Annotated in this window: 18 protein-coding genes and 2 pseudogenes; 8 read left to right on the top strand and 12 right to left on the bottom strand. The window is 67.3% G+C overall.

Annotated features, from left to right (window positions below; genetic code table 11):
- Positions 1–38: 38 nt before the first annotated feature.
- Positions 39–364: pseudogene (locus BLU09_RS13935) on the bottom strand (transposase); the annotation flags it as partial.
- Positions 365–665: 301 nt separating this feature from the next.
- Positions 666–1,019: a hypothetical protein gene (locus BLU09_RS13940; protein WP_143043139.1), complete on the bottom strand. Its 354-nt coding sequence runs from the start codon at positions 1,017–1,019 to the stop codon at positions 666–668.
- 509 nt (positions 1,020–1,528) lie between these two features.
- Between BLU09_RS13940 and BLU09_RS13945 the strand changes: the two genes are divergently transcribed.
- Positions 1,529–3,394: a S8 family serine peptidase gene (locus BLU09_RS13945; RefSeq protein ID WP_090490048.1), complete on the top strand. Its 1,866-nt coding sequence runs from the start codon at positions 1,529–1,531 to the stop codon at positions 3,392–3,394.
- A gap of 406 nt (positions 3,395–3,800) precedes the next feature.
- Here BLU09_RS13945 and BLU09_RS13950 read toward each other — a convergent pair whose 3' ends face one another.
- From BLU09_RS13950 to BLU09_RS13960, 3 genes are read right to left on the bottom strand one after another with little or no spacing between them, the layout of a single operon-like run.
- Entirely contained in the window at positions 3,801–5,063 is a 1,263-nt protein-coding gene (locus BLU09_RS13950; protein WP_090490049.1) for an amidohydrolase family protein, read from the bottom strand.
- Entirely contained in the window at positions 5,060–5,521 is a 462-nt protein-coding gene (locus BLU09_RS13955) for a nucleoside deaminase (RefSeq protein ID WP_011555383.1), read from the bottom strand. Before BLU09_RS13955 ends, BLU09_RS13950 begins: the two co-directional genes overlap by 4 nt.
- A complete protein-coding gene (locus BLU09_RS13960; RefSeq protein ID WP_244171703.1) occupies positions 5,521–6,174 on the bottom strand; it encodes an ankyrin repeat domain-containing protein in 654 nt (217 codons plus the stop codon). The genes BLU09_RS13955 and BLU09_RS13960 overlap by 1 nt, the downstream gene beginning before the upstream one ends.
- A gap of 493 nt (positions 6,175–6,667) precedes the next feature.
- On the opposite strand from BLU09_RS13960, the gene BLU09_RS13965 reads away from it, so the two are divergent.
- From BLU09_RS13965 to BLU09_RS13975, 3 genes are all read left to right on the top strand, one after another.
- A complete protein-coding gene (locus BLU09_RS13965) occupies positions 6,668–7,357 on the top strand; it encodes a phosphoribosyltransferase (RefSeq protein ID WP_090490051.1) in 690 nt (229 codons plus the stop codon).
- A 201-nt stretch (positions 7,358–7,558) separates the two neighbouring features.
- Complete coding sequence (locus tag BLU09_RS13970; protein ID WP_011555386.1) at positions 7,559–7,735, top strand: FmdB family zinc ribbon protein; 177 nt, start codon at positions 7,559–7,561, stop codon at positions 7,733–7,735.
- 52 nt (positions 7,736–7,787) lie between these two features.
- Complete coding sequence (locus BLU09_RS13975) at positions 7,788–8,960, top strand: CapA family protein (protein ID WP_090490052.1); 1,173 nt, start codon at positions 7,788–7,790, stop codon at positions 8,958–8,960.
- Positions 8,961–9,070: 110 nt separating this feature from the next.
- Here the strand turns inward: BLU09_RS13975 and BLU09_RS13980 are convergent, their stop codons facing one another.
- The 5 genes from BLU09_RS13980 to BLU09_RS40080 form a co-directional block, all read right to left on the bottom strand.
- Positions 9,071–10,534 (bottom strand): RtcB family protein, encoded by a 1,464-nt coding sequence (locus BLU09_RS13980; RefSeq protein ID WP_244171704.1) that lies wholly within the window; start codon positions 10,532–10,534, stop codon positions 9,071–9,073.
- Between the two features lie 22 nt (positions 10,535–10,556).
- Positions 10,557–10,979, bottom strand: a complete 423-nt coding sequence (locus BLU09_RS13985; RefSeq protein WP_090490054.1) for an archease — start codon at positions 10,977–10,979, stop codon at positions 10,557–10,559.
- A 63-nt stretch (positions 10,980–11,042) separates the two neighbouring features.
- On the bottom strand, positions 11,043–12,494 hold the full coding sequence (locus tag BLU09_RS13990) for an MBL fold metallo-hydrolase (protein WP_090490055.1): 1,452 nt from the start codon (positions 12,492–12,494) through the stop codon (positions 11,043–11,045).
- A gap of 188 nt (positions 12,495–12,682) precedes the next feature.
- Positions 12,683–13,120 (bottom strand): hypothetical protein, encoded by a 438-nt coding sequence (locus BLU09_RS13995; protein ID WP_244171705.1) that lies wholly within the window; start codon positions 13,118–13,120, stop codon positions 12,683–12,685.
- A gap of 666 nt (positions 13,121–13,786) precedes the next feature.
- The gene (locus BLU09_RS40080) at positions 13,787–14,095 is read right to left on the bottom strand and encodes a transposase (protein ID WP_425270577.1); all 309 of its coding nucleotides are present in this window, start codon (positions 14,093–14,095) and stop codon (positions 13,787–13,789) included.
- Between the two features lie 257 nt (positions 14,096–14,352).
- On the opposite strand from BLU09_RS40080, the gene BLU09_RS14010 reads away from it, so the two are divergent.
- The 4 genes and pseudogenes from BLU09_RS14010 to BLU09_RS14025 all read left to right on the top strand — a co-directional run bounded on the left by BLU09_RS14010 (position 14,353) and on the right by BLU09_RS14025 (position 18,108).
- Positions 14,353–14,838 (top strand): hypothetical protein, encoded by a 486-nt coding sequence (locus tag BLU09_RS14010; protein WP_090490057.1) that lies wholly within the window; start codon positions 14,353–14,355, stop codon positions 14,836–14,838.
- 327 nt (positions 14,839–15,165) lie between these two features.
- Positions 15,166–15,582 (top strand): DUF1801 domain-containing protein, encoded by a 417-nt coding sequence (locus tag BLU09_RS14015; RefSeq protein ID WP_090490058.1) that lies wholly within the window; start codon positions 15,166–15,168, stop codon positions 15,580–15,582.
- An 87-nt stretch (positions 15,583–15,669) separates the two neighbouring features.
- Positions 15,670–16,519: pseudogene (locus BLU09_RS40085) on the top strand (GFA family protein).
- Complete coding sequence (locus BLU09_RS14025; protein WP_090490060.1) at positions 16,426–18,108, top strand: RCC1 domain-containing protein; 1,683 nt, start codon at positions 16,426–16,428, stop codon at positions 18,106–18,108. The pseudogene BLU09_RS40085 and the gene BLU09_RS14025 overlap by 94 nt, the downstream one beginning before the upstream one ends.
- A 109-nt stretch (positions 18,109–18,217) precedes the next feature.
- Here BLU09_RS14025 and BLU09_RS14030 read toward each other — a convergent pair whose 3' ends face one another.
- On the bottom strand, positions 18,218–18,967 hold the full coding sequence (locus BLU09_RS14030; protein WP_090490061.1) for a ferredoxin--NADP reductase: 750 nt from the start codon (positions 18,965–18,967) through the stop codon (positions 18,218–18,220).
- Positions 18,968–19,222: 255 nt separating this feature from the next.
- Positions 19,223–20,413, bottom strand: coding sequence for a hypothetical protein (locus tag BLU09_RS14035; protein WP_090490062.1), 1,191 nt, complete (start codon positions 20,411–20,413; stop codon positions 19,223–19,225).
- Positions 20,414–21,084 lie beyond the last annotated feature (671 nt).

Below are 21,084 nucleotides of genomic sequence, written 5' to 3' on the forward strand. Positions count from 1 at the left end.
TAAAGGTGATCTCAGAATTGCCTCAAGAGGATGAGGATTCAGCCGAGGTGGAGAAAGCCGAGGAAGTTCTCCACCTTCACTTCATAGCGGGTGACGAGACGCCGGAAGTTCTGGAGCCAGGCGAAAAGCCGCTCCATCTTCCAACGTCGGCGGTATCGACGCAGCTCGCGCCCATCCTGCGTCTTCGTCTTGCGTCCTCGACGGTGCGGGGCAATCAGCTTCACTCCTCGCTGATGCCACAATCGCTCGTCGAGCTTGTCAGCGTCATAGGCTTTGTCGCCGATGAGGCTCTCGTCGAGTGGACATCGAGGAGCTTGGTTTCGTGGGGAGAAGCGCTTGCCGCGCCAATGGCGAGAGGGCTTCCTTGCGGGGAGTAGCGGCTCAATTAGGCTCCACTGTTCATCAGTCAGGTCCACCGGTCGGCTTCGAACATGGCCAGCCCCTCCATGCCGATCAGCGGCCCGGCCACCGCTCTCATGCCTGCTCGCTCAATTTCGAGAACGGCTCTACTGTGATTGAGGCGGGCTTCGGGACCGCCGCCTCACCGTGGCAGTCCGGACGGGTCGCCCCCCTTTCCGAGGCTGGGGGGCGACCAAAGCGTGAGGGCTCCCCGCGATGCTGACAGTCCATGCTCCTTTCGTCGCGCGCGTCGATGCCGGACCGAATCACCACATCGGCTCGCTGCGCGCTACGATTTCGGCGACGAGCGCGTCCTCGGTCGTCGCCTCTGATTGAAGCGCAGCCGCCGGCGTAAACCACAGGCAGCCTCGCGCATTCATGAGCTCGGTCACCGCACGCGGCACGGCCCGAAGGTACGAAGGGATGCGTGGGTCGTGTAGATACTCGGAGGGAACGAGCTCTACCGGGTCTTCGGCGACGGTTGCCCAGTTCCCGACTTCATCTTTGAACGCGAACCTGAAAGTACAGATGAGCCCACCTTCCCGCCCGACCTCCAGCTCGGACACGTAAACCGTCACCTTCGTGTTCTCGACGAGCGGGACTGGGAGGTCCTTGAACAACGTGCGGCATCTGCCCAAGAGTGCGTGCACCCACCCCCAGTAGACCAACGGTCCCAGGTGTTACAACCTTCTCGGCGAGGGCGCGCCATCGGCTTCTCTTGAGCGTCGTCGTCCAGGTCTCTACCGCCCGTGGGCCCTGCAGCCGGGGGCCCCGACATGGGCCTGCAGCCCCGTCCAGCGCATCAGCCGCACAGGCGAGAAGACACGTCGAACGACGGGGGAACGGCGGTGCTTCTCACAGGAATGCTCAGCGGCCTGAAGAAAGTGGCCCTCCGGATTGATCAATCCCGACACCCGTGGCGTCCAAGCGGGCGCACCATGACGCCGCCCTCGCACAGGCATGACGCCTCCGCGAGAGGCGTCCCACCTCAGGCCCACGCCCCATGTGGAAACTCCATCTCGTCCCGCTTCTGTGTCTGCTCACCATCACTACCAGTTGCACCGAGCCGCCCGCTCCCCTCGCCCCTGCGGCCCCGCGCCAGCGCCCCATTCCAAACCGATACATCGTCGTGCTCCGCCCGGAGGCCCGCGCCGCATCCCAGGAGCCCCAGAAGACGCGGGAGCACGTATCGAACCTCGCCAAGACGCATGGCGCGAAGGTGCTCCACACCTATGAGCATGCGCTCCAGGGCTTCTCGGCGGAGCTGGACGACGCGCGTTTGGAGGCGCTGCGCGCCGACGAGCGCGTGGCCTTCATCGAGCAGGATGCATGGGTGCGCCCGCTCGCCACGGCGGAGACGGTGGCGTGGGGCCTGGACCGCGTGGACCAGGAGGACCTGCCCCTGGATGGTCTCTATCACCCGGCGCTGAGCGGCGCGGGTGTCCACGCGTACGTGCTCGACACGGGCATCCGCTCCACGCATGCCGAGTTCCAGGGACGCCTGGGCGAGGGCTTCGACGCGGTGGACCCCGACGGTGGCGCGGAGGACTGCGACGGGCACGGCACCCACGTCGCGGGCACCCTCGGAGGCACGACCTGGGGCGTGGCCCGGGCCGTGACGCTGCATCCCGTGCGCATCCTGAACTGTGACGGAGAAGGCCCCCTGTCGGGCATCATCGCCGGCATCGACTGGGTCGCCGCCCATCACCAGTCCCCCGCGGTCGCCAACCTGAGCATCGGGCTGGAGGTCTCGGAGGCGCTGGACCAGGCGGTCCGCAACGTCGTGGCCGCCGGCGTCACCGCCGTGGTGGCCGCGGGCAACTTCGGCGTCAGCGCGTGCGACGAGTCTCCTGCTCGCACGGCGGAAGCCCTCACCGTGGGCGCCACCAACGTGGAGGACTCCCGCGCGTCATTCTCGAATCACGGCCCCTGCGTCGACCTGTACGCGCCGGGCGAGGACATTCGCTCCGCCGGCATCGCCAACGACACGGCAAGCGAGGTCTTCTCCGGTACCTCCATGGCCACACCTCACGTCGCCGGCGCCGCCGCGCTCTACCTGGAGATCCACCCCACCGCCACCCCGGCCCAGGTGATGGACGCGCTCGCGGGCGCAGCCATCTCGGGTCGCGTGAAGGACGCCGGGCCGGGCTCCCCCGACCTGCTGCTCCAGGCGGGCTTCCGCCGCTCGACGGGGGACGTCCACCGCCCCTGGGCACACGTCGTGACGCCCTTCCCCTGGAGCACCGTGCGCGCCACCTCACGTGTGCGGGTGCTCGCCTGGGACGACGCGGCGGTCCGGCGCGTGGACCTCTGGGTCAACGGCCTCCTGCGCGCCAGTGACGACACCCACCCCTTCGAGCTCGACTGGGACACCCGGGAAGAGCTCAACGGCCCGGCCGCCCTGGAGGTCCGCGCCTACGACACCGCGCTCAAGGCCTGGCGCGCCGCGCCCATGACGGTGACGGTGCGCAACCCCGACATCGCCGACTTCGATTCGACGCTCCAGGCGCCCCGCTGCGCCACCCTCGCGTCCGCGTGCGACACCGGCGTGCTCGTGCGCGGCATGGGCACCGTGGGGCCAGAGCGCCATGCGCCCAACACGCTCGGTGCGAGCTGTGCGGATGGCACCGATGGCACCTACCTCATCACCGCGACGCTGGAGGGGCTGCGCGTCTCCAGCCAGGACGGCGGCCCTCTCACCGCTGGCAAGCCGGTGAAACTCACCGCGACCGCCTTCGGCTTCGTGCCCTTCCTGGAAGCGGTGGACCTCTTCCACGCCCCCGACGCGCGCAGCCCCCAATGGACGCATGTCGCCCGGCTCCCGCTCGAAGTGACAGGGGCGCAGGAGCTATCCACCACCTTCACGCTGCCAGAGGGAGGGCTCCAGGCGATTCGCGGCATCCTCGGCACCCATCCCACCCCGGTCAGCTGCGCCCCGGGAGCCTGGACAGACCACGACGACCTCGTCTTCCCCGTGGCGCCCTCGAGCCGCTGAAGGCCCACGGCAGCGCGCCGTTGTCGCCAGCGGGAGCGCGTCGGGTCCCCGCCTCGCGGGAAGCGTGAGCTTGCGAGGCCCCGGCGCGGATTGTCGGCGAGCTGGGGGACTCTCGAGTCGCCGCCCAGCGTCGCCGCGCTTCCGACCGACTTCGATTGAGCCGAGCCGCCAGCCGCTTCGAGGGCTGCGCGCTGCCACGACGGTGGCCCTTTCGGTCCAGACTCCTCTGCCTTGAGGCCTTCGACTGGCTCCACACTGCTGGCATTGAGAGCCGGGTAGATGGAGGCGAGGTAGGTGACGACGAAGAGCTCGAAGCCCATCTTCAGGTCGACGCGGCCACTGCCGGCGGCGATGAAGCCGGTGTTGACGCCCAGCACCAGGAAAAGGGCTCGACCTGCGGCCCGGTTCATCCCCAACGAGCGCGACCAACGCCCGGCACCGGGCCCACGACACGCCCGTCGTGCACCACGAGCAGGCGCTCAGGGTGGGCGGCGACGGCCTCGGGAACGCTGCCTGCTGCAATCACGACCAGGTCTGCGCGGCAGCCGGGATGCAGTCCGTAATCGGTGATTCCGAGCACCTCCGCTGCGGAGTCGGTAATGAGCGAAGAAGCGTACTTCAGGTCGTCGTCGGACATCAGCTCGGCTTGGAGCCCGATGATGGTCGCTCGTTCGAGCATGTCCGCGGTTCCATACGGCCACCAGGCGTCTCGGATGTTGTCGGAGCCAGCGAACACTCGGACGCCATGCTCGCGTAGAGCCCGCAGCGGTGGCATCGAGCGGCTGGGGCCGTTCGTCATGATGGCGACCCCGGCTGCGCCGAGAGCGGCGGCCGTTCGTGCCAGCTCGTGCTCGTCGATCTGCCCGAGCGCGTAAGCATGGCTGACCGCGACCTTACCGCTGAGCCCCAACGCCTTCGTGCGTTCGGCAATGGCGCGTAGTTGTTGGGTGCCGACCTCGCCGCCGTCGTGAAGGTGGATATCAATCCCCGAGCCGTGCCGGTCGGCGAGCCCGAAGACAATGTCGAGCTGACCGTCGACGTCGCCGTCGAAACCGGCAGGGTCGAGTCCGCCGATCAGGTCGGCGCCCTCCGAGAGCGCCGCGTCGAGCAGGTCGGCGACCCCTTTCGCGGTGACGATGCCGCTTTGCGGGAACGCGACCAGTTGGATACCGAGCCGATCACGAAACGCGTCACGCACCTCGAAGAGCGCGTGCAAGCCATCGAGCTTTCCAACCGGGTCGATGTCGACATGGGAGCGGATGTGACCGGTGCCGAGGGACACCATGCGGTTGGCGAGGGCCGTGGCTCGCTGCGCGACTGAAACGCCGACTTCGTTGCGCAGAGCGCGCTCCTCCACGGTCCGCTGCCGGATTGAACCCGCCGCGCGGTGCGGCTGCCACGGCGCTCCGAAGAAGGTCTTGTCGAGATGGCAGTGGCCGTCCACCAGCGCGGGGAGCAGCAACGCGCCATCGAGTTGAATGGATGTCGCTTCGCCGTGAGCGCTCTTTCCCGTGTCCGGTCGATGCTCGTCGATCGACGCGATGCGGCCATCGCGGAGGAGGACGTCCACGCGGCGGCCGTCAGGAAGGGTTACGTTCACCAGCTCGACTGGGGTGGACGTACGGGAGGAGTCGACTGACTGACGCATCCGGAGCTCCTTATCGGTCATCCCTGATGGCGCTTCCACTCGTCGTACAGTCCGTGCTCGTCCGCCGGGCGCAGAGGCCGCAAGGCGAGGGACTGGGCTTGGGGCTCGCGGGCCAACTGCGCGTAGATCGGCGCTGTGGAGAGACCGAAGGCTTCGCCCTCCTCGTTGGAGTAGGCGAAATAGGCGCCCTGGATTCCGCACAAGTACATGGCGGCCAGACACATCGGGCAGGGATGACCACTGGCATAGACGACGCAGCCGCTCAGGCTGGCGCTACCGAGGCTCTGGCTCGCATTGCGAATGGCCAGAAGCTCGGCGTGGGCGGTGGGATCCTTCGTCTGATTGACCTCGTTGACCGCGCGCGCGATCACCCGACCGTCGCGCACGAGCAAGGCCCCGAACGGACGGCCACCGGACTTGACGTTGGTGCGAGCCAGGGCGATGGCCTCGCGCATGAATTCTTCGGCGGACCTCTCCATCAGCGACCTCCGGCGGCTACGAGCATCTTGGCAATCGCGTCTTGTTTGCGCTCGCGGGCGTGCTGGAGCGGCGTGACGCCGTTTCCGTCCGCCAGGTTGACGTCGGCGCCTCCATCAATCAGGAGACGGACGATCGCCTGGTGACGTGGCCCGCCGTCGCTGAGCAGGATCGCCTCGAGCAGTCCGGTCCAGCCCAGGCGGTTGACGTGGTTCGGATCGACGCCGGCTTGCAGCAACGTTTTCACGACCTCCACATGGCCGCGTTCACAGGCCGGAATGAGCGCAGTGCCGCTGTAGCGGTTGGTGCTCTTCAGGTCGGCGCCGTTCTTCAAGGTCAGGCGCAGGATCTCCAGGTACCCCCGCGCTCCAGCCAGGAGGTAGGCGCTATCGAGCTGGCGGTTCTGGAGGTTCACGTTCGCTCCTGCCTCGATGAGGGCGCGGGCGGCAGCCACGTGGTTCCCGTCAGTCGCCAGCAAGAGCGACGTGTTGCCCGCCGAGTCCCGGGCGTCTACCGCCGCCCCCTGGCGCAGCAGCTCGGAGACCGTCGCCGCATCGCCCTTCTCTGCGGCCCGCAAGAGGGCCTCGGGCGGCACGGGAGAGCCGCCGTCCCCCACTCCCGCAGAAGCTGAGCAAGCCATCGTGAGCAGCGTCATGAGCATCACCCTCCAAATGTTCGCCAGGTGCACGACTTCACCTCCTGACGAGGTGCTCTAATCCCCGGCCATCCCATGCGGAAGCGAAATGCCAGAATGATTACCAGTGGGGTTCTGAATAGTTTGACCGAGAGCCCTTTGTAGAGACACCCGGATGCTCGATCTCTTCTTGCTGCGAAGCTTCGTCGCGGCCGTTGAAACGCATGCGTGATGCTCTCGTCCGGTGGACAGGCCGCTTGAGCCCCCTTGGGGTACACGCGTGCCCAGACCGCGCTCCCTTCAGGTGCGTACCAGGGGCCTGGACCTCTCGGCGCCTCTCGAGCCTCAACACCCCGCGGCCTGGGGTGGCCCTCCTGCCGGGGCCCACCTCGCACATCCCGTGGGCTGGGATTCGGTCCACTCACCGGCCCACCCGGCCCCCAAGGCCTCGGACATCGACAGGCATCGGTGGACAGGTGCCCCGGCCATGCTTCTCTTGATCGCAGGGGGTGCCATGCACTTCGAGGATCGTGTCGATGCGGGCCGGCGGCTCGCCCAGTTGCTGCGCGAGCGTGGCTACACGGGTGAAGGCACGCTCGTCCTGGCGTTGCCCCGCGGGGGTGTACCTGTGGCCTTTGAGGTGGCAACAGCACTGGGCGCACCTCTGGACGTCTGGGTGGTCCGCAAGGTCGGTGTGCCGGGCTACGAGGAACTGGGCCTCGGCGCGGTCGCGGAAGGCGGGGTCGCGTTCGTCAACCGGAGGCTGATGGACGAGGTGGGCGTCACCGAGACGGACCTGCAAGGCCTCGTCCGTCAGAAGGCGGATGAAGTGAAGGTCCGGGTAGCGCGCTTCCGCCAGGGCATCGCAGCGCCTCGAATCGAAGGCCAGCGCATCATCCTGGTGGACGACGGCATCGCGACGGGAGGTACCGTCCGAGCCGCCATCCAGGCGCTCCGCATGCACCAACCCGGCAGCATCATCCTCGCGGTCCCCGTCGCGGCATCCCAGACGCTCGCAGAGCTCGCCCCCCTGGCGGATGACGTGGTGTGCGTGCTTTCCACGCCGTCGCTGTATGCCATTGGCCAGTGGTACGCCGACTTCCAGCAGGTTCCAGATGAAGCGGTCGCGACGCTCCTGGCACAGGCCCGGCTCACCCTCGGTCACGACCGTCACGCGCCGCCCGGCGACACGGCCCACTCCTGACCGGGCGCCCGAAGCATCAGCGAGCCACCACCACCCGGGCCGCGATACCCCAGCCTTACAGGAGCCCACCGGGCGCAGTTCATCCCGGCCCTCCGAAGGAGCCGCCGTTCCGGCGCAGGGATGGCAGCTCGAGCCCTGCCGTGCATCTCGCTCCATCCCCACCCTTCATAGGAGGCCACCAGGCCCGAGCAGGAGCGAGTGATGCCCGTTTACGAGTTCTACTGCCGCAAGTGTAAGGAGCCCTTCACCGAGATCATGAGCGTCAAGGAGCACGATGAGCGAACGCCCAAGTGCCCACGCTGCCAGGAGACGAAGGAGGTGGAGAAGCGCATCTCCACCGTTCATACCGTGACCACCAAGAAGTGGCTGACGCTCTGACGCGCTCCCGGGCTTGCTCCGCGCCGCACCTGTGGCGGGGGGCCGACGCACGATGATCCCGGATACGCCGGACAGGGAGCGGAGCGCCAATGGCTCGGCGCCTTCGGCCACGGGGAAGGTGCTCACCCTCCTGCTCTGCGGAGATGTGATGACGGGCCGGGGCATCGACCAGGTCCTGCCCCACCCTGCTCCGCCGGGCCTCCACGAGGACTACCTGAAGGATGCGCGGGACTACGTCCGGCTGGCAGAGGAACGCAATGGCCCCATCCGGACGCCCGTCGGCTTTGGTGAGCTCTGGGGTGACGCGCTCGACGAGATGGAGCGAGCCGCGCCGGATGTTCGAATCATCAACCTGGAGACGAGCGTCACCACGAGCGCGGCGTGGTGGCCAGACAAGGGCATCCATTACCGCATGCACCCGGAGAACGCGGCTTGTCTTACAGCAGCCCGGATCGATTGCTGCGCGCTGGCGAACAACCACGTACTGGACTGGGGCTATCCGGGGCTCCTCGAAACGCTGGCGACCCTCCGGCGCCTGGGCATCGCCACCGCGGGGCTCGGGGAGGACCAGGAGCGAGCACGGCGGCCGGCCATCCTGGATGTGACCGGGGGCCGGGTCGCCGTGTTTTCGTTCGGTGATAGCAGCAGCGGAATCCCACCCGTCTGGGCCGCGACGGAAGACCGGCCCGGCGTGGATCTGCTGCCAGCGCTGACACCCACCGCAGTGCGGCAACTGGGCGAGCGCGTCGCGGCCGTCAAACGCACGGGCGACATCGTCGTTGCCTCCATTCACTGGGGCGGCAACTGGGGCTATGCAGTGCCGGACGCGCAGCGGGCCTTCGCGCGAGCGCTCATCGATGAGGCCGGCGTCGACATCATCCATGGCCACTCGTCGCACCACCCCCGCGGCATTGAGGTCCACCGGGGCCACCTCATCCTCTACGGCTGCGGAGACTTCCTGAACGACTATGAGGGAATCTCTGGCCACACGGCCTTCCGTCCAGACCTGACGCTGCTGTACCTGGCGTCCATCGCCCCGGCCACCGGTCAGCTGGCGGGCCTCCGCATGCTCCCGATGCAGCTGCGCCAACTCCGTCCCCATCATGCCTCACGACAAGATGCGGAGTGGCTGGGCGGCGTCCTGGACCAGCAGGGGCGGGACCTCGGGACCCGCACGCGGCTGGCATCAGACGGCAACGGTGCGCTCGTCCTTCAGTGGACGTGAGCCTCCCAGACACGCGACGAGCGGCCTCAGGGCCCCTGGTTCCCCCGCACGGCGGCGGAACCTCCTTGGACGCGGTGAGCGCACGCCTCCGGTCCCATGCAACCCGGCGCTCAGCCTTTCAACACCGCGAGCGGCACCAGCCGCGCCACCTTCCGCGCGATGCCAGCCGCCTCGACCACGTCCACCACCCGATCCACGTCCTTGTAGGCCAGGGGCGCTTCCTCCGCGAGCTCCGCATTGGAGGGACACTCCACGGCGATGCCCTGACGATTCAGCGCCGCGCGCAGCTCACTTCCCACCACCTGGCGTTTGGAAGCGGCCCGGCTCAGCCGCCGTCCCGCCCCATGGCAGGCGCTGCTGAGTGAGATGGCCTCGGCAGCCTCCTTCCCCACCAGCACGAACGACGCCGTGCCCATGCTTCCGGGGATGAACACGGGCTGGCCGACCTGATGGTAGGCCGCGGGGAGCTCGGGGTGCCCTGGACCAAAGGCCCGCGTTGCGCCCTTGCGGTGTACACAGAGGCGCTGGCCTCCATGCGGCTCCAACTTCGCGATGTTGTGGGCCACGTCATAGACGATGCGAGGCCACGCGGCGGAACGGTCTCCGAACCACCGGCGGAACACCTCACGCACCCGGTGGGTGAGCACCTGCCGGTTGGCCCAGGCGAAGTTGGCCGCGGCGCACATGGCCGCGAAGTAGTCCTGCCCCTCCGCCGACGACAGCGGCGCACAGGCGAGTTGACGGTCCACGAGCTGGATGCCCTCGCGGGCCAGGGCGCGGTCCATGGTGCGCACCGCATCCGTGCAGACCTGGTGCCCCAGTCCGCGCGAGCCCGTATGGATGAGCACGGTGAGCTGGCCCTCGAACAGCCCGAGCGCCGGGGCCACCTCCGAGTCGAGGACGCGCTCCACCCGCTGCACTTCCAGGAAGTGGTTGCCGCCACCGAGCGTGCCAAGCTGGTCATGCCCCCGCTCCCGTGCCCGAACGGAGACCTTGGCCGTGTCGGCGCCATCGAGGCAGCCTCTGGCCTCCAGGTAGTCGACGTCCTCCGGTGCTCCCAGTCCCAATACGTCCACCAGATAGGGGACGCCCTCCGTGAGGACCCGGTCCATCTGCTCGGGAGCCAACGACAGGCGGCCATGCCGGCCGAAGCCTGTGGGAATGCTCCGAGCGAGGTCGTGAGCCACCTCCGGCAGGACCTCCTTCACGTCCTCGTGCCGAAGCCCGGTCGCCAGCAACCTCACACCGCAGTTGATGTCGAACCCGATGCCGCCCGGCGAGATGACGCCATCCGGCAACGCTGTGCCCGCCACGCCGCCCACGGGGAAGCCGTAGCCCTCGTGCATGTCCGGCATTCCGATGGCGAAGCCCTGGATGCCCGGCAGAGTGGTGACATTGACGAGCTGAGGCACGCTCCGGTCGTGGACCATCTGCTGGAGCAACTCCGAGTCCGCGACGATGCGGGCCGGTACCCGCATGTCCTCGCGGAAGCCCTGGCCCAGTTCATACAGGGCGGGCCCTATCTGCCGGATGAGCGGCTCGAGTTGCTGCGGGACCTCGGGAAGTGTCTCCATGCTTGCCTCATGACAGGGGGGCTCAGACATCGAGGACGACCGTGGCCGTGAAGCCATCGTCATGCTCGTTCAACTCCAGGCCATGGAAGGTGGCGGCCTTCACAGCGGTCTTCAGCACGGGAGGCGAGACGCCGCGAATGTGGGCGCGCAGCGACCGCTCTTGGAGCTCGTCCACCACGAGGTCCGTGTAGACGCGCTTCGTCAAGTCCGAGCGGGCGATGAGCTCATTGAGCCAGTCGACGAGCAGGGCCTCGGTGTCCGGCGCCACGAGCGCGACGCGCTCCATCGCCGATTCTGGCGAGGGCTGCGGCAACGGTGCCTCTCCGAGCATGAGCTCCGCGAGCGCATACCCGGCCTCCTCGAAGAGTTCCGGGAGTCCCGTGCCTGAGATGCGGAGTTGAACCTCACTGACGTGCGGTTCGAATTGATGCGTACCTGACTCCACGACCGCCTCCTTCCCGCGCTCGAAGTGGAGATGCCCCCATCCGACGACAACCTCGTTGACGGCTCACGAAGGCGACGGTGGAGAGGCGTCCTGCTCCTCTGTCCCCATGGAACGCGTTGCTTGTTCGAACTCGACCTCCGACGGCGAGCCTGTCCGCACCGGAAGTTCCAGCCGTCGCCATGCCGACATGCCGCCCAGCACGTTCGAGACCAGCTGGAAGCCGTTGCGGAGCAGGATGCTCGTGGCAAGTCCGGAGCGGTGGCCCGTGCTGCACACCACCGCGACTGGATGGTCCTCGCGCAGTCCCAGCTCGGAGAGGCACTCCTCCAGCTCTGTCACATACGCATGTCGTGCGCTCCGGATGTGGCCACGCTCGAACTCCGAGCGCTCGCGCACGTCGAGCACCTGGAAGCCCTCCATCTGGGAAAAGAGCGCCTCGGGCGTCAGCGTGCCGCTGCTCTCGATAGGCAACCCCTCGTTGCGCCATGCCCCGAATCCCCCCGTGAGGATACCCTCCACCTGGTCGAGGCCGACGCGGGCCAGGGCCAGCACGGCCTCCTTCGAGTCCGCGTGCGCAGGCAGGACGAGGAACAGCGGCGTGCCCGGCTGCACCATCTGTCCACCGAACACGGACAACCCCTGCATCCAGACATTCAGCGAGCCCGGGATGTGGCCACCCGCGAAGGACTCGGGCTCACGCGCGTCCAGGACAAGGCCACTGTGACTTGCCCACTGAAAGCGTTTCGGCTCCAGGAAGGGGGTGGCGGATGAATCCGCGGAGAGAGGTACGCCACCGCGTATGTTCGCCTCCTCCATGCGCGAAAAATACGAAGGCCGGTGAAGCCGCTCCTGCACCTTGCGCTGGATGAAGTCGCTCCGGCTGGAGGTGAACACGGGGTTGTGCAGGCGCTCGAAGCCCAGTGTCGTCAACTCCCTGTCCGCGATGCCGCTGCCACACACCGAGCCTGCCCCATGGGCCGGGAAGACCAGTGTCTGGTCGCCTAGGGGCAGGACCTTCTGATGGAGCGAATCAAAGAGGAGCGCGGCATTCTCATAAACTCGCTCTGGCGCAGCCAGGTCCGTGCGCCCTGTCTCTCCAGCAAAGAGCGCGTCGCCCGTGAAGACGCCCCAAGCCTGGGCATGGTGGGGATCCAGGTAGACGGCCCAGCTCATGCTCTCTGGAGTGTGGCCCGGCGTATGAAGCGCCACCAGCGTCAAGGCCCCCAGGTGTAACCGCTCTCGCTCGCCCATCCGCACGTCGGCATGGCCGGTGATGGGGTGCCGGCCAGCCACCACCTGCGCGCCTGCAATGCGAGCAAGCGCGGAGGTGCCCTCAACGAAGTCCTCCTGGCGGTGCGTTTGGAGCACGTAGCGCAGCCGCAATCCCTGCCGCCGCAATACGTCCAGGTAGACATCGGCATCACGCCGGGGGTCGACGACGAGCGCCTCGCCTTCACTGCCCAGGATGTAGGTGATTTGGGCAAGGCCCTCGGTCTTGATGGCCTGGAAGTACATGGCCCCTCCTTCCGCTGAAGGTGGTCGCCATGACGGGAAAGAGCATCACAAGCACGGTGCGTTGCCGCCTGCATGGCCCGCCGGGAGTCCGGCCAGGAGCGGAGCATCCTTCCCCTCTTCTGGGCTGCTACCGCACGCCTGCCCGCGTGAATGGCAGCCGTGGAATTTCCATCACCCGGCGCTGAGACTCAATCGTTGCAGCAGACACGGTAGGCGCCCTGGTAGGGCGGCCTGTCCGTCGCCATGCAGTCATCGCCGATGGACTTCACGCCGCCACGCTCCGCACAGAACCGCGGCGCCTGCTGACGCGACATCGCACAGGCCTCCTCCCGCGTGCTGTACGTCCCCCGAGCCTCGACGTAGAGGCATGGCTTCGCCGGCGGCTGTGCCGGAGCCTGCTCCGATGGCTGCTCAGGCGCCGGCACCGACGCCTGCTCCGATGGCTGTGCCGACACCTGCTCCGATGGCTGTTCAGACGCCGGCGGCTGCGCCAGAGCCTGCTCAGGCGGCTGCGCAGACACTGGCGCCGACGTCGGATCGGGCTTGACCTCGGGGGCGACGCTTCCGCACGCCATCATCAGCAGTCCCACGGCCACGCTCCCGAATACCCTGATGCCCAGCTTCATGTGCCAGCCCTCCCTGTGCTCACAGTGGTGGAAACGTCGGAGTATACACGGGATTCATCGCCGGTCCTGTGCTCCTGGAAACGCTGGTGCCCAGTATCCGTGCGCATGAGTGTGGCCTGTCAGCCCCGTCTGACCGAATGCAAGACAAGGAGGCCCGGTGCGCTTCGCGCCATTCGAGTTGCATACCCCTACCCTGTCCGGAACATCGCTCGCGGAGCAGGGGTGGTGCTCTGCTGCCAGGCGAATCCACAGTGGCGAGACATGTCTGACTTCGTGGTTCACTTCACGAAGCCGGGACCCCGCCCTATCATGACACCTACCAGAACATGATGAGCATCCTGGGCGCCCGGACGCGCATCCCCGGCGCCGAGGGCTTCGGCATCGCCCGCCGTCGCCGAACGCCACCACTCCGTGTGCTTCAGCGAGATTCCCCTGGCCCGGCTCGTCCAGCGCCGCAGCCTCTATGGCATTGGCTTCAGCAAGAGCTATGTCCTCGCCCAGGGCGGCGGCCCCGTCTGGTACGTCCAGTACGCCTCTCCCGCGCACCTCGCCCTGAAGCATCAGGTGGAGCGCGCGCTCTCGGCGCCGCCCCCCCCCGCAAGAGCCCATCTGGTCCACGACGCCCGTCGTGGACATCCAGGGGGACCACCACAACGCGCCCTACAGCTACCGCTTCGACTGGGAGCGCGAGTGGCGCGTACCGGGCCTGCTCCGCTTCACCGAGTACGACGTCGCCGAACTCTTCCTCCCGGGGAGTTCCACGACACCGCCCGCGACTTCTTCACCTGGGCCGTGCGCGAGAAGGCGGGCCCCGGCTACTTCTGCCCCTGCCTGGACCCGCTGTGGAAGTCGGAGCAGATTGCTTACCCAGCCCTGCAACCAGCGGTGGACCGTTTTGTAGGGCGGATACTGCTCCCTCGGCAGCTCGCTCCATTGGGCCCCGGTGCGCAGAACCCACAGGATGCCGTCCCACAGCGCCCGTGAGGGCGTGGGCGTTCGCCCAGGCCCGGTCCTCCCGCTTCAGCTTCCGCGCGGGGAGTAGCGACTCAATCAGGCTGCACGGTTCATCAGTCAGGTCCACCGGTCAGCTTCGAACATGGCCGTCCCCTCCATGTCGATCAGCGGCCCGACCACCGCGCTCATGCCTGCTCGCCCAATTTCGAGACCGGCTCTAGCGTGGACTCGTTTTGGAAGGACCTCACTCGCTGCATTGGTGGTCAGGCGGCGGCGTCGTGGGCTTCGCCATCAATCTGCTGAGCCCACATGTCGGCGCGATGCTTGCGAAGAGTTCCCTCGGGGTTCTCTCCTTCTGGCGCAAAAGGCCGGCAACATTGGCCGCCAGAGAGCAGGCGCGGATAGCGGAGCTGCGGGCCAGTGAGTATGAGCGGGTGATGGCTGCGGTGGCGGCCGTGCACCAAGAAGTTGGCGCCGTGACAGGGTTCGTCATGGCAGGTGCGCTGTGTACGATTACGCAACACCCACCGGTGTTAGTGGTGATGTCCACCACGCCCATCCGCACCGTCATCCACAGGGGTCCCGATGTCGCTGCCGTCGTAGTCATGACGCTCTCAATGGGGTCGCTGACGCGTGCCTACGAGACTCGGCGTTTGATTCGAGTGGCGAGAGACACCTCGGGCGCTGAGAATGCGCCAGCCGATGGTGGACTCCACGCGCTGGCTGCTCAGCTCGGTGCGAGGTCTGCTCCTGATTTCGGATGACGTGTTCGGCGAGAGCCGCCGCCGCATGGTACGCGACGAACGCTCGCGCGTATCTCGTCCTCGCGTCCGGACTCTCGTCCATGCCCGCGACGGCCGCTAGCAGTTCCCTCTCCGTCGCCCCGAGGCGATAACTTCCCCGACACAGGGGGCTTCCAGCCACCGAGTACGTCGAACTATGGTGTGCGGCGGCATCGCTGGGTCGGCCTGCCCAGCAGCATTGAACAATATGTTCAAGCAACTTTTTATCGGCGTCGCACGGTCCTCCACAGGTCATGCGAGCCATCGCCGCTTGAGCGATGCCACGGCCCACGAACACGGACTGCCCTGATGACCGAGAACAAGACGAAGTTCACTGGCGCCAGTGTGGACGACTACCTCGCCAAACGGGGCAGCGAGCAGCAACGAGCCGACTGCCGGGCGTTGATCGCCCTGCTTGAGAAGGTTACGCAAGAGCCGCCAAGGATGTGGGGCCCCAGCATCGTGGGCTTCGGCGCTTACCGATACACCTACGAAAGCGGACGTTCCGGCGAGGCGCCCGTGGTGGGGTTCGCGATCCGTGGCCGTGAACTGGTGATCTACGTGACGACAGAACAGGACCGGCAGCAGTCCCTGCTGGACCGGCTCGGGCCGCACAAGATCGGCAAGTCCTGTCTGTACTTCAAGCGGCTCGCCGACCTCGATAGGCGGGTGCTCGAGGAACTGGTGGCGGGTTCGGTCGCGGAGGTGAGGCGGCGCCATGGATAGCGTGGAGAAATCCTACCACGTCGCCGCCGCCTGGACACGGCAGCAGACGTCGTCGAGTGCGCGGGCGTACAAACCATGTCGACTGAAATGAATCCCCTTCGCGGCGGCTGCCAGTGTGGTGCAATCCGCTACGAGATGTCGCATGGCCCGCCGCAGGGGTACGTCTGCCATTGCCGAGTGCCGCAAACAGTCCACGTCGGCCATTGGCATCTCCTGCGTGGTGCCGCGAACGGCATTGCATCTCGCGCGGGGAACGCCCAGGTTCTGGCCCCGGGTTACGGATACGGGGAACACGCGGGACTGCACCTTCTGTCCCGAGTGCGGCTCCAGGCTCTGGCATCAGTGCCGCGGTGCCACCGCTACGCTCAACATCAAGGGCGGCTTGCTCGACGAACCGATCGATCTTGGCCTGGCCATCCACATCTGGACCTCTCGCATGGACGTTCGAGGCAAGACGACAACGCTTGAAGGAAGCAGCACTGTGGGAGGGCCTCGTGTCGTTCGCGGCCTCCGAGACGTTGAAGCGCCAGGAAGCAGAGCCTGGCCATTGGGCCCAGTCCAGGACGTCTTCATCTTACCCCGGCTTGCATGCGCTTCCCTGCCCTTCGCCGCCCCCACTCACCCAGGCAGCGCAAGAGGTGAAGCGCACGTCTTGCTCCTCTCACGTGGCATCGACGTTGATACTCACCGCCGTCAGCAACAGCCACGATCCTTTGCGCACCAAGCCCCAATTCCGTGCGCGACGCCGATGCCATGGAAATACAGGAGAAGTCCATACGCAACGATAAACACACACATGCCGTGTACATTGAGTATTCCTAGACCCAAGCTCTTGAGACAGACATGCACCGAAGTCCTGGATCCATCCTCCCGACCCGGGGGCCCTCTCCGCGTCCTTTCCTCCCCGTCAACGCCCTGCTGGTGTCCGTACTGCTGACCCTTGGCTCCGGCTGTGGCGACTCCGAGCCCGACAAGACGAACAACTGTCCGAACCCCTCCGTCGGCTGCGGCCAGCAGGACTCCGGGACGCCCGACGCCGGCGCCCCCGACGCCGGCAATCCGGACGCGGGCATTCCCGACGCGGGCATCCCCGACGCGGGCGACCCCGATGCCGGCAGTCCGGACGCGGGGCATCCTGACGCTTGCAACCCCGACGCGGGCAGTCCTGACGGCGGAGGGCCCCTGCCCACCGCCCCCACCCTCATCGAAAGCTCGCAGTCCGCCCACCAGGTATCGGCCGGGCAGACGGTCACCTTCCACGTCACCGGAAGGGATGATCTGGCGTGCCCGCTTCAATTCACCTGGGACGCCAGCTCGGGCACCCTGGGGAGTCCTGTGACCTCCGCCGCGACGAGTGATGTGACATGGACAGCTCCGCCCTGCGTGCTCTGGAGCTCCGAGGTCACCATCACCCTGACCGTCACGAACAACGCCCGGCTCTCCACCTCCAAGTCCTTCACGGTGTCCGCCCCGCGATGCCCGGGCCCCGTGGTTTCGGGTGGTGTCTCACACTCGCTGGCCATTCGTGGCAATGGCACCCTATGGAGCTGGGGGGACAACTCCTTCGGCCAGCTCGGCGATGGGACGAACGCCACGCGCCACGCCCCCGTGCAGGTGCCGGGGTTGACCGACGCTACGGCCGTGGCAGGGGGCCACGCCCACTCGCTGGCCTCACGCGCCGACGGCACCGTCTGGGCCTGGGGGCTCAACGGCGGCGCGCTCGGTGATGGGACGACCTCCATCCAGTACGCCCCTGTGCAGGTATCTGGGTTGACCGGCGCCATCTCCGTTGCCGCGGGCTCCAGCTTCTCGCTGGCCCTGGGCGCCGACGGCACCGTCTGGGCCTGGGGACTCAACGGGAACGGCGAGCTCGGCGACGGGACGACCACCGATCGCCTGACCCCGGTGCGGGTGTCTGGCTTGAGCAACATCACCGCGCTCGCTGCGGGCACCGGCCATTCACTGGCCCTGGGCGCCGACGGCACCGTCTGGGCCTGGGGACTCAACTTTCATGGCGAGCTCGGCGACGGAACGACCGTCGGCCGCCCCCTCCCCGTGCAGGTGCCCGGGCTGACCGGCGTCATCGCCGTGGCCGCGGGCATGTACCATTCGATGGCCTTGCGCAACGACGGCACCGTCTGGGCCTGGGGGTGGAACCTGAAAGGTGAGCTCGGTGATGGGACGACCACCCAGCGAGAGAGCCCCGCGCAGGTGCCCGGAGTCACAGGTGCCATCGCCGTGGCCGCGGGTGGCTACCATTCGCTGGCCCTGCTGCGCGACAACACCCTCCGGGCCTGGGGTAGTAACGATGATCGCCAGCTCGGCGACGGGACGAATACCGACCGCCATACCGCCGTGCAGGTCTCCGGGCTGACCGGCGTCACGTCCGTCTTCGCGGGCGGTGGCCATTCACTCGTCCTGCGTAACGACCAGGCGGTGTGGGCCTTTGGCTCCAATATTTTCGGCCAGCTCGGAGATGGGAGCACGCCGTCCGGCCACGGTCCCGTCCAGGTCTCCCTGCCGTGACACCGTGAGGGAAGCCGGTGCCCGGCGATGGAGCCGCGAGTCCGCCGCCGGAGCCCCTCCGGCGCGAGGTGGCGCCCCGCCTCGTCATTCGACGAGGCGGGGCGGGGGCTCAACGACTGGCGAAGGCCTTCTCGATGAGGAAGTCGCCCCGCTCGTGTGAGTCGCCTTCCTGAAAGCCGAAGCCTTCGAGGATGGTCGCGGTCTCCTTGATCATCTCGTGGCTGCCGCAGATGACGACGCGGTCGTGCTCGGGTGAGAGCGGCTTCGCGCGAAGCAGGTCGGTGATACGGCCCTGGTTGCGGAACGGCTCGCGCGTGACCGTCGGAAAGTACGTCAGCTTCTCGCGCACGAGTTCACCCAGGTACGGGTCGTTCGGCAGCACCTCTTCGAAGAACTTCGAGTACGAGAGGTCATTCACATGGCGACAGCCGTGCACCACGGTGACGCGCTCGAAGCGCTCCCAGGTCTCGGGATCTTTCACCATGCTCAGGAACGGCGCGAGGCCCGTGCCGGTGGCGAGCATCCACAGGTGACGGCCCGGCCTGAGGTTCGCGACGGTGAGCGTGCCCACCGCCTTCGTGCCCACGAGCACTTGATCGCCCGGAGCGACCTTCTGCAGCCGCGAGGTGAGCGGGCCGTCCTGGAGCTTGATGGAGTAGAACTCGAGCGTGTCGTCGTAGTTCGCGCTCGCCATCGAGTACGCGCGCATGAGCGGGCGACCTTCGACCTCGAGGCCCATCATCACGAACTGGCCGTTCTGGAATCGGAAGCCGCTGTCGCGCGTGCAGACGATGGAGAAGAGACGGTCAGACCAGTGTTGCACCGAGAGTACACGCTCGGTCGTGAAACCAGTGGCCATGGTTCAGCCTAGCTCCTTGTGAGTGGTGCCCCCATTGCCACGTACCCGCCAGGCTGTCCTCCTTTTGCCAATGCAATGGCACAAGGCCAACGTGTTGGCATGCGGGTCATTCGCGGCGTCATGACTCCCCGGAAGTCAGGCCGCGTCCCAGCTCGCCTGCCTCCTGTGACAGCGTGGCCAGGTTCCCCTCATGGTACCGCCCCGGAAGGCCCCACTGCCCGGCCCACGTGGGGGACCGGGCAATGGCGGAGAGGGCTAGAGCCCGTCGTGGTAGCAGAAGCCGTGGCCGCGGTCGAAGCCGCCACCGGAGAGCGCGTAGTTCATGTAACCCAGCTCATCGCCCGGGCCACACTCGGAGCGGGCGCGGTGGTAGGGGTAGCACTCGCCCTTGCCGTCGCGGTCCAGGTCGGCACACACACCCCGCGCGCCCTCGGTGCCACAGTAATTCGCGAAGCCCAGGCTGCAGATCTCACCAATCAGCGCAGGGTCGAACGTGAAGCCGTTCTGCTCGAGGACGGACTGCTCGGTGCACAGGCCGTACACGCCGCACATGGTGCCAGAGGGGCAGCCGGGGTTGGGTGCCATGAAGTCACACGTCTTGAGACACTGGGCGTTCTCCGACAGCAGGTCGGTGCAGGCGAAGCCCTGCTCGCAATCCGTCGAGGCCAGTTCGGACTCGCTCGCCGCCGCGGTCTTCGTGCAGGCCTCTCCCTGGACCTTGGTCCCCAGCGCGCGCTCCAGCGTGCCGTCGGAGGCGACGTAGTCATCCGGGACGCAGGTGGTGTCCGGCAGGTTCGCCGTCAGCGAGCCCTGGCGAGGGTCGCACCCGTCCTGGCGCACCGTGTTCCACGTCGCGAAGCGAATCCACCGGCACTCGCCGCCCGGAACCACCGCGCTGCCCCAGTACGGCGCGTTGAGGGGCGGGGCATCCACCGACTCACGCAGCGTCACGTTCGTCAGCGCGCCCAGGGTCTGCTGCGGCGACACCTTCACCGCGAGCAGGAGCGTGCCCGCGTCGGCGACGAAGAACTTCTCCGCGGGCGAGCCCTCATCCTGATAGCCGAAGACGCAGCGATCACAGGTGAAGGTGTTGCCTCCCCCCACGGACAGGTCATACACGCCGGGCGCCGTGTTCACGTCCAGGCGGATGCGCGCCGGGTCCGGGAACGCCGGGTCGCCAAAGTTGTCGAAGTTGCCGCGGTACGTCGGCTGCGGTGAGTACATCGTCGGCGTCAGCCCGATACCGTTGGCCAGCTCCCCCATCGTGATTTCGGTGCAGCCCGCGGGCGGTTGGAGCTGCTGCGCCTGCGCCTTCACGGCCTCGATGGCTTCCTGTTCGGGCGCCGGCTTCCGCGCCTCCTGTCCACAGCCAACCAGACCGGCCAGCAGCACCGCGCCCCACCCCATTCCCTTCACGTTCGCTGCCTTGACAACGGGGAACGACATATCGTTTCTCCGATTCCACTCAGACGCTGTCTGAGTTTCTCTGCCCGGACGCGCCGGGACCTGGTGAACGCCATTTCACGTGATGGAGGTGAAGCAGCGCTTTGGCCGTCAACGGGCGAGATGGAGGTTCGAAAAGCAGGGATGCCGGCCTGGGCAATAGACTAGCGAAATCCCGTCACAAGTCGGAAGCCATACCAAGCTCAAGGGGCGGACTGTTGCAACGGGATTGAAAAAGGCCGTTGGAGGATGACACACGGGTTGTGCGCCGGGCCGGACGCCCCTTGGAGCACTCACCGGCCCGAACGCTGCTACGTGCTCGAGCCCCGGGCCCGTCGTCCTGGTGGGGTCGCGAGCAACCACGCCACGGCGCGGAACACCGCGACCGCATTGGCCGGATGCCTCACGTACGCCGCGGGCTCCAGGCGGGAGCGCCGGCCCACCAACGAATCCGGCCCGCTCTCGTCCACCATGACGCTCCGCGTGTCGATCGGGCCGCGGACATGAGAAACGGGCGATGAGGCGTTCGGGAGCATCCGGCAGCGTGATTCCCAGCACCAGCATGCGGCCCCATGAAGGCGGTGTACTCATGGGGGGTGCGTGCGCCCACCGTGCCCAGGAGCCGCCCCCGCAGGAGAACGGCTACGTTCTCGTCCTCCAACAAATGTCATTTC

Source organism: Myxococcus virescens (genome assembly GCF_900101905.1).
Classification (GTDB): domain Bacteria; phylum Myxococcota; class Myxococcia; order Myxococcales; family Myxococcaceae; genus Myxococcus; species Myxococcus virescens.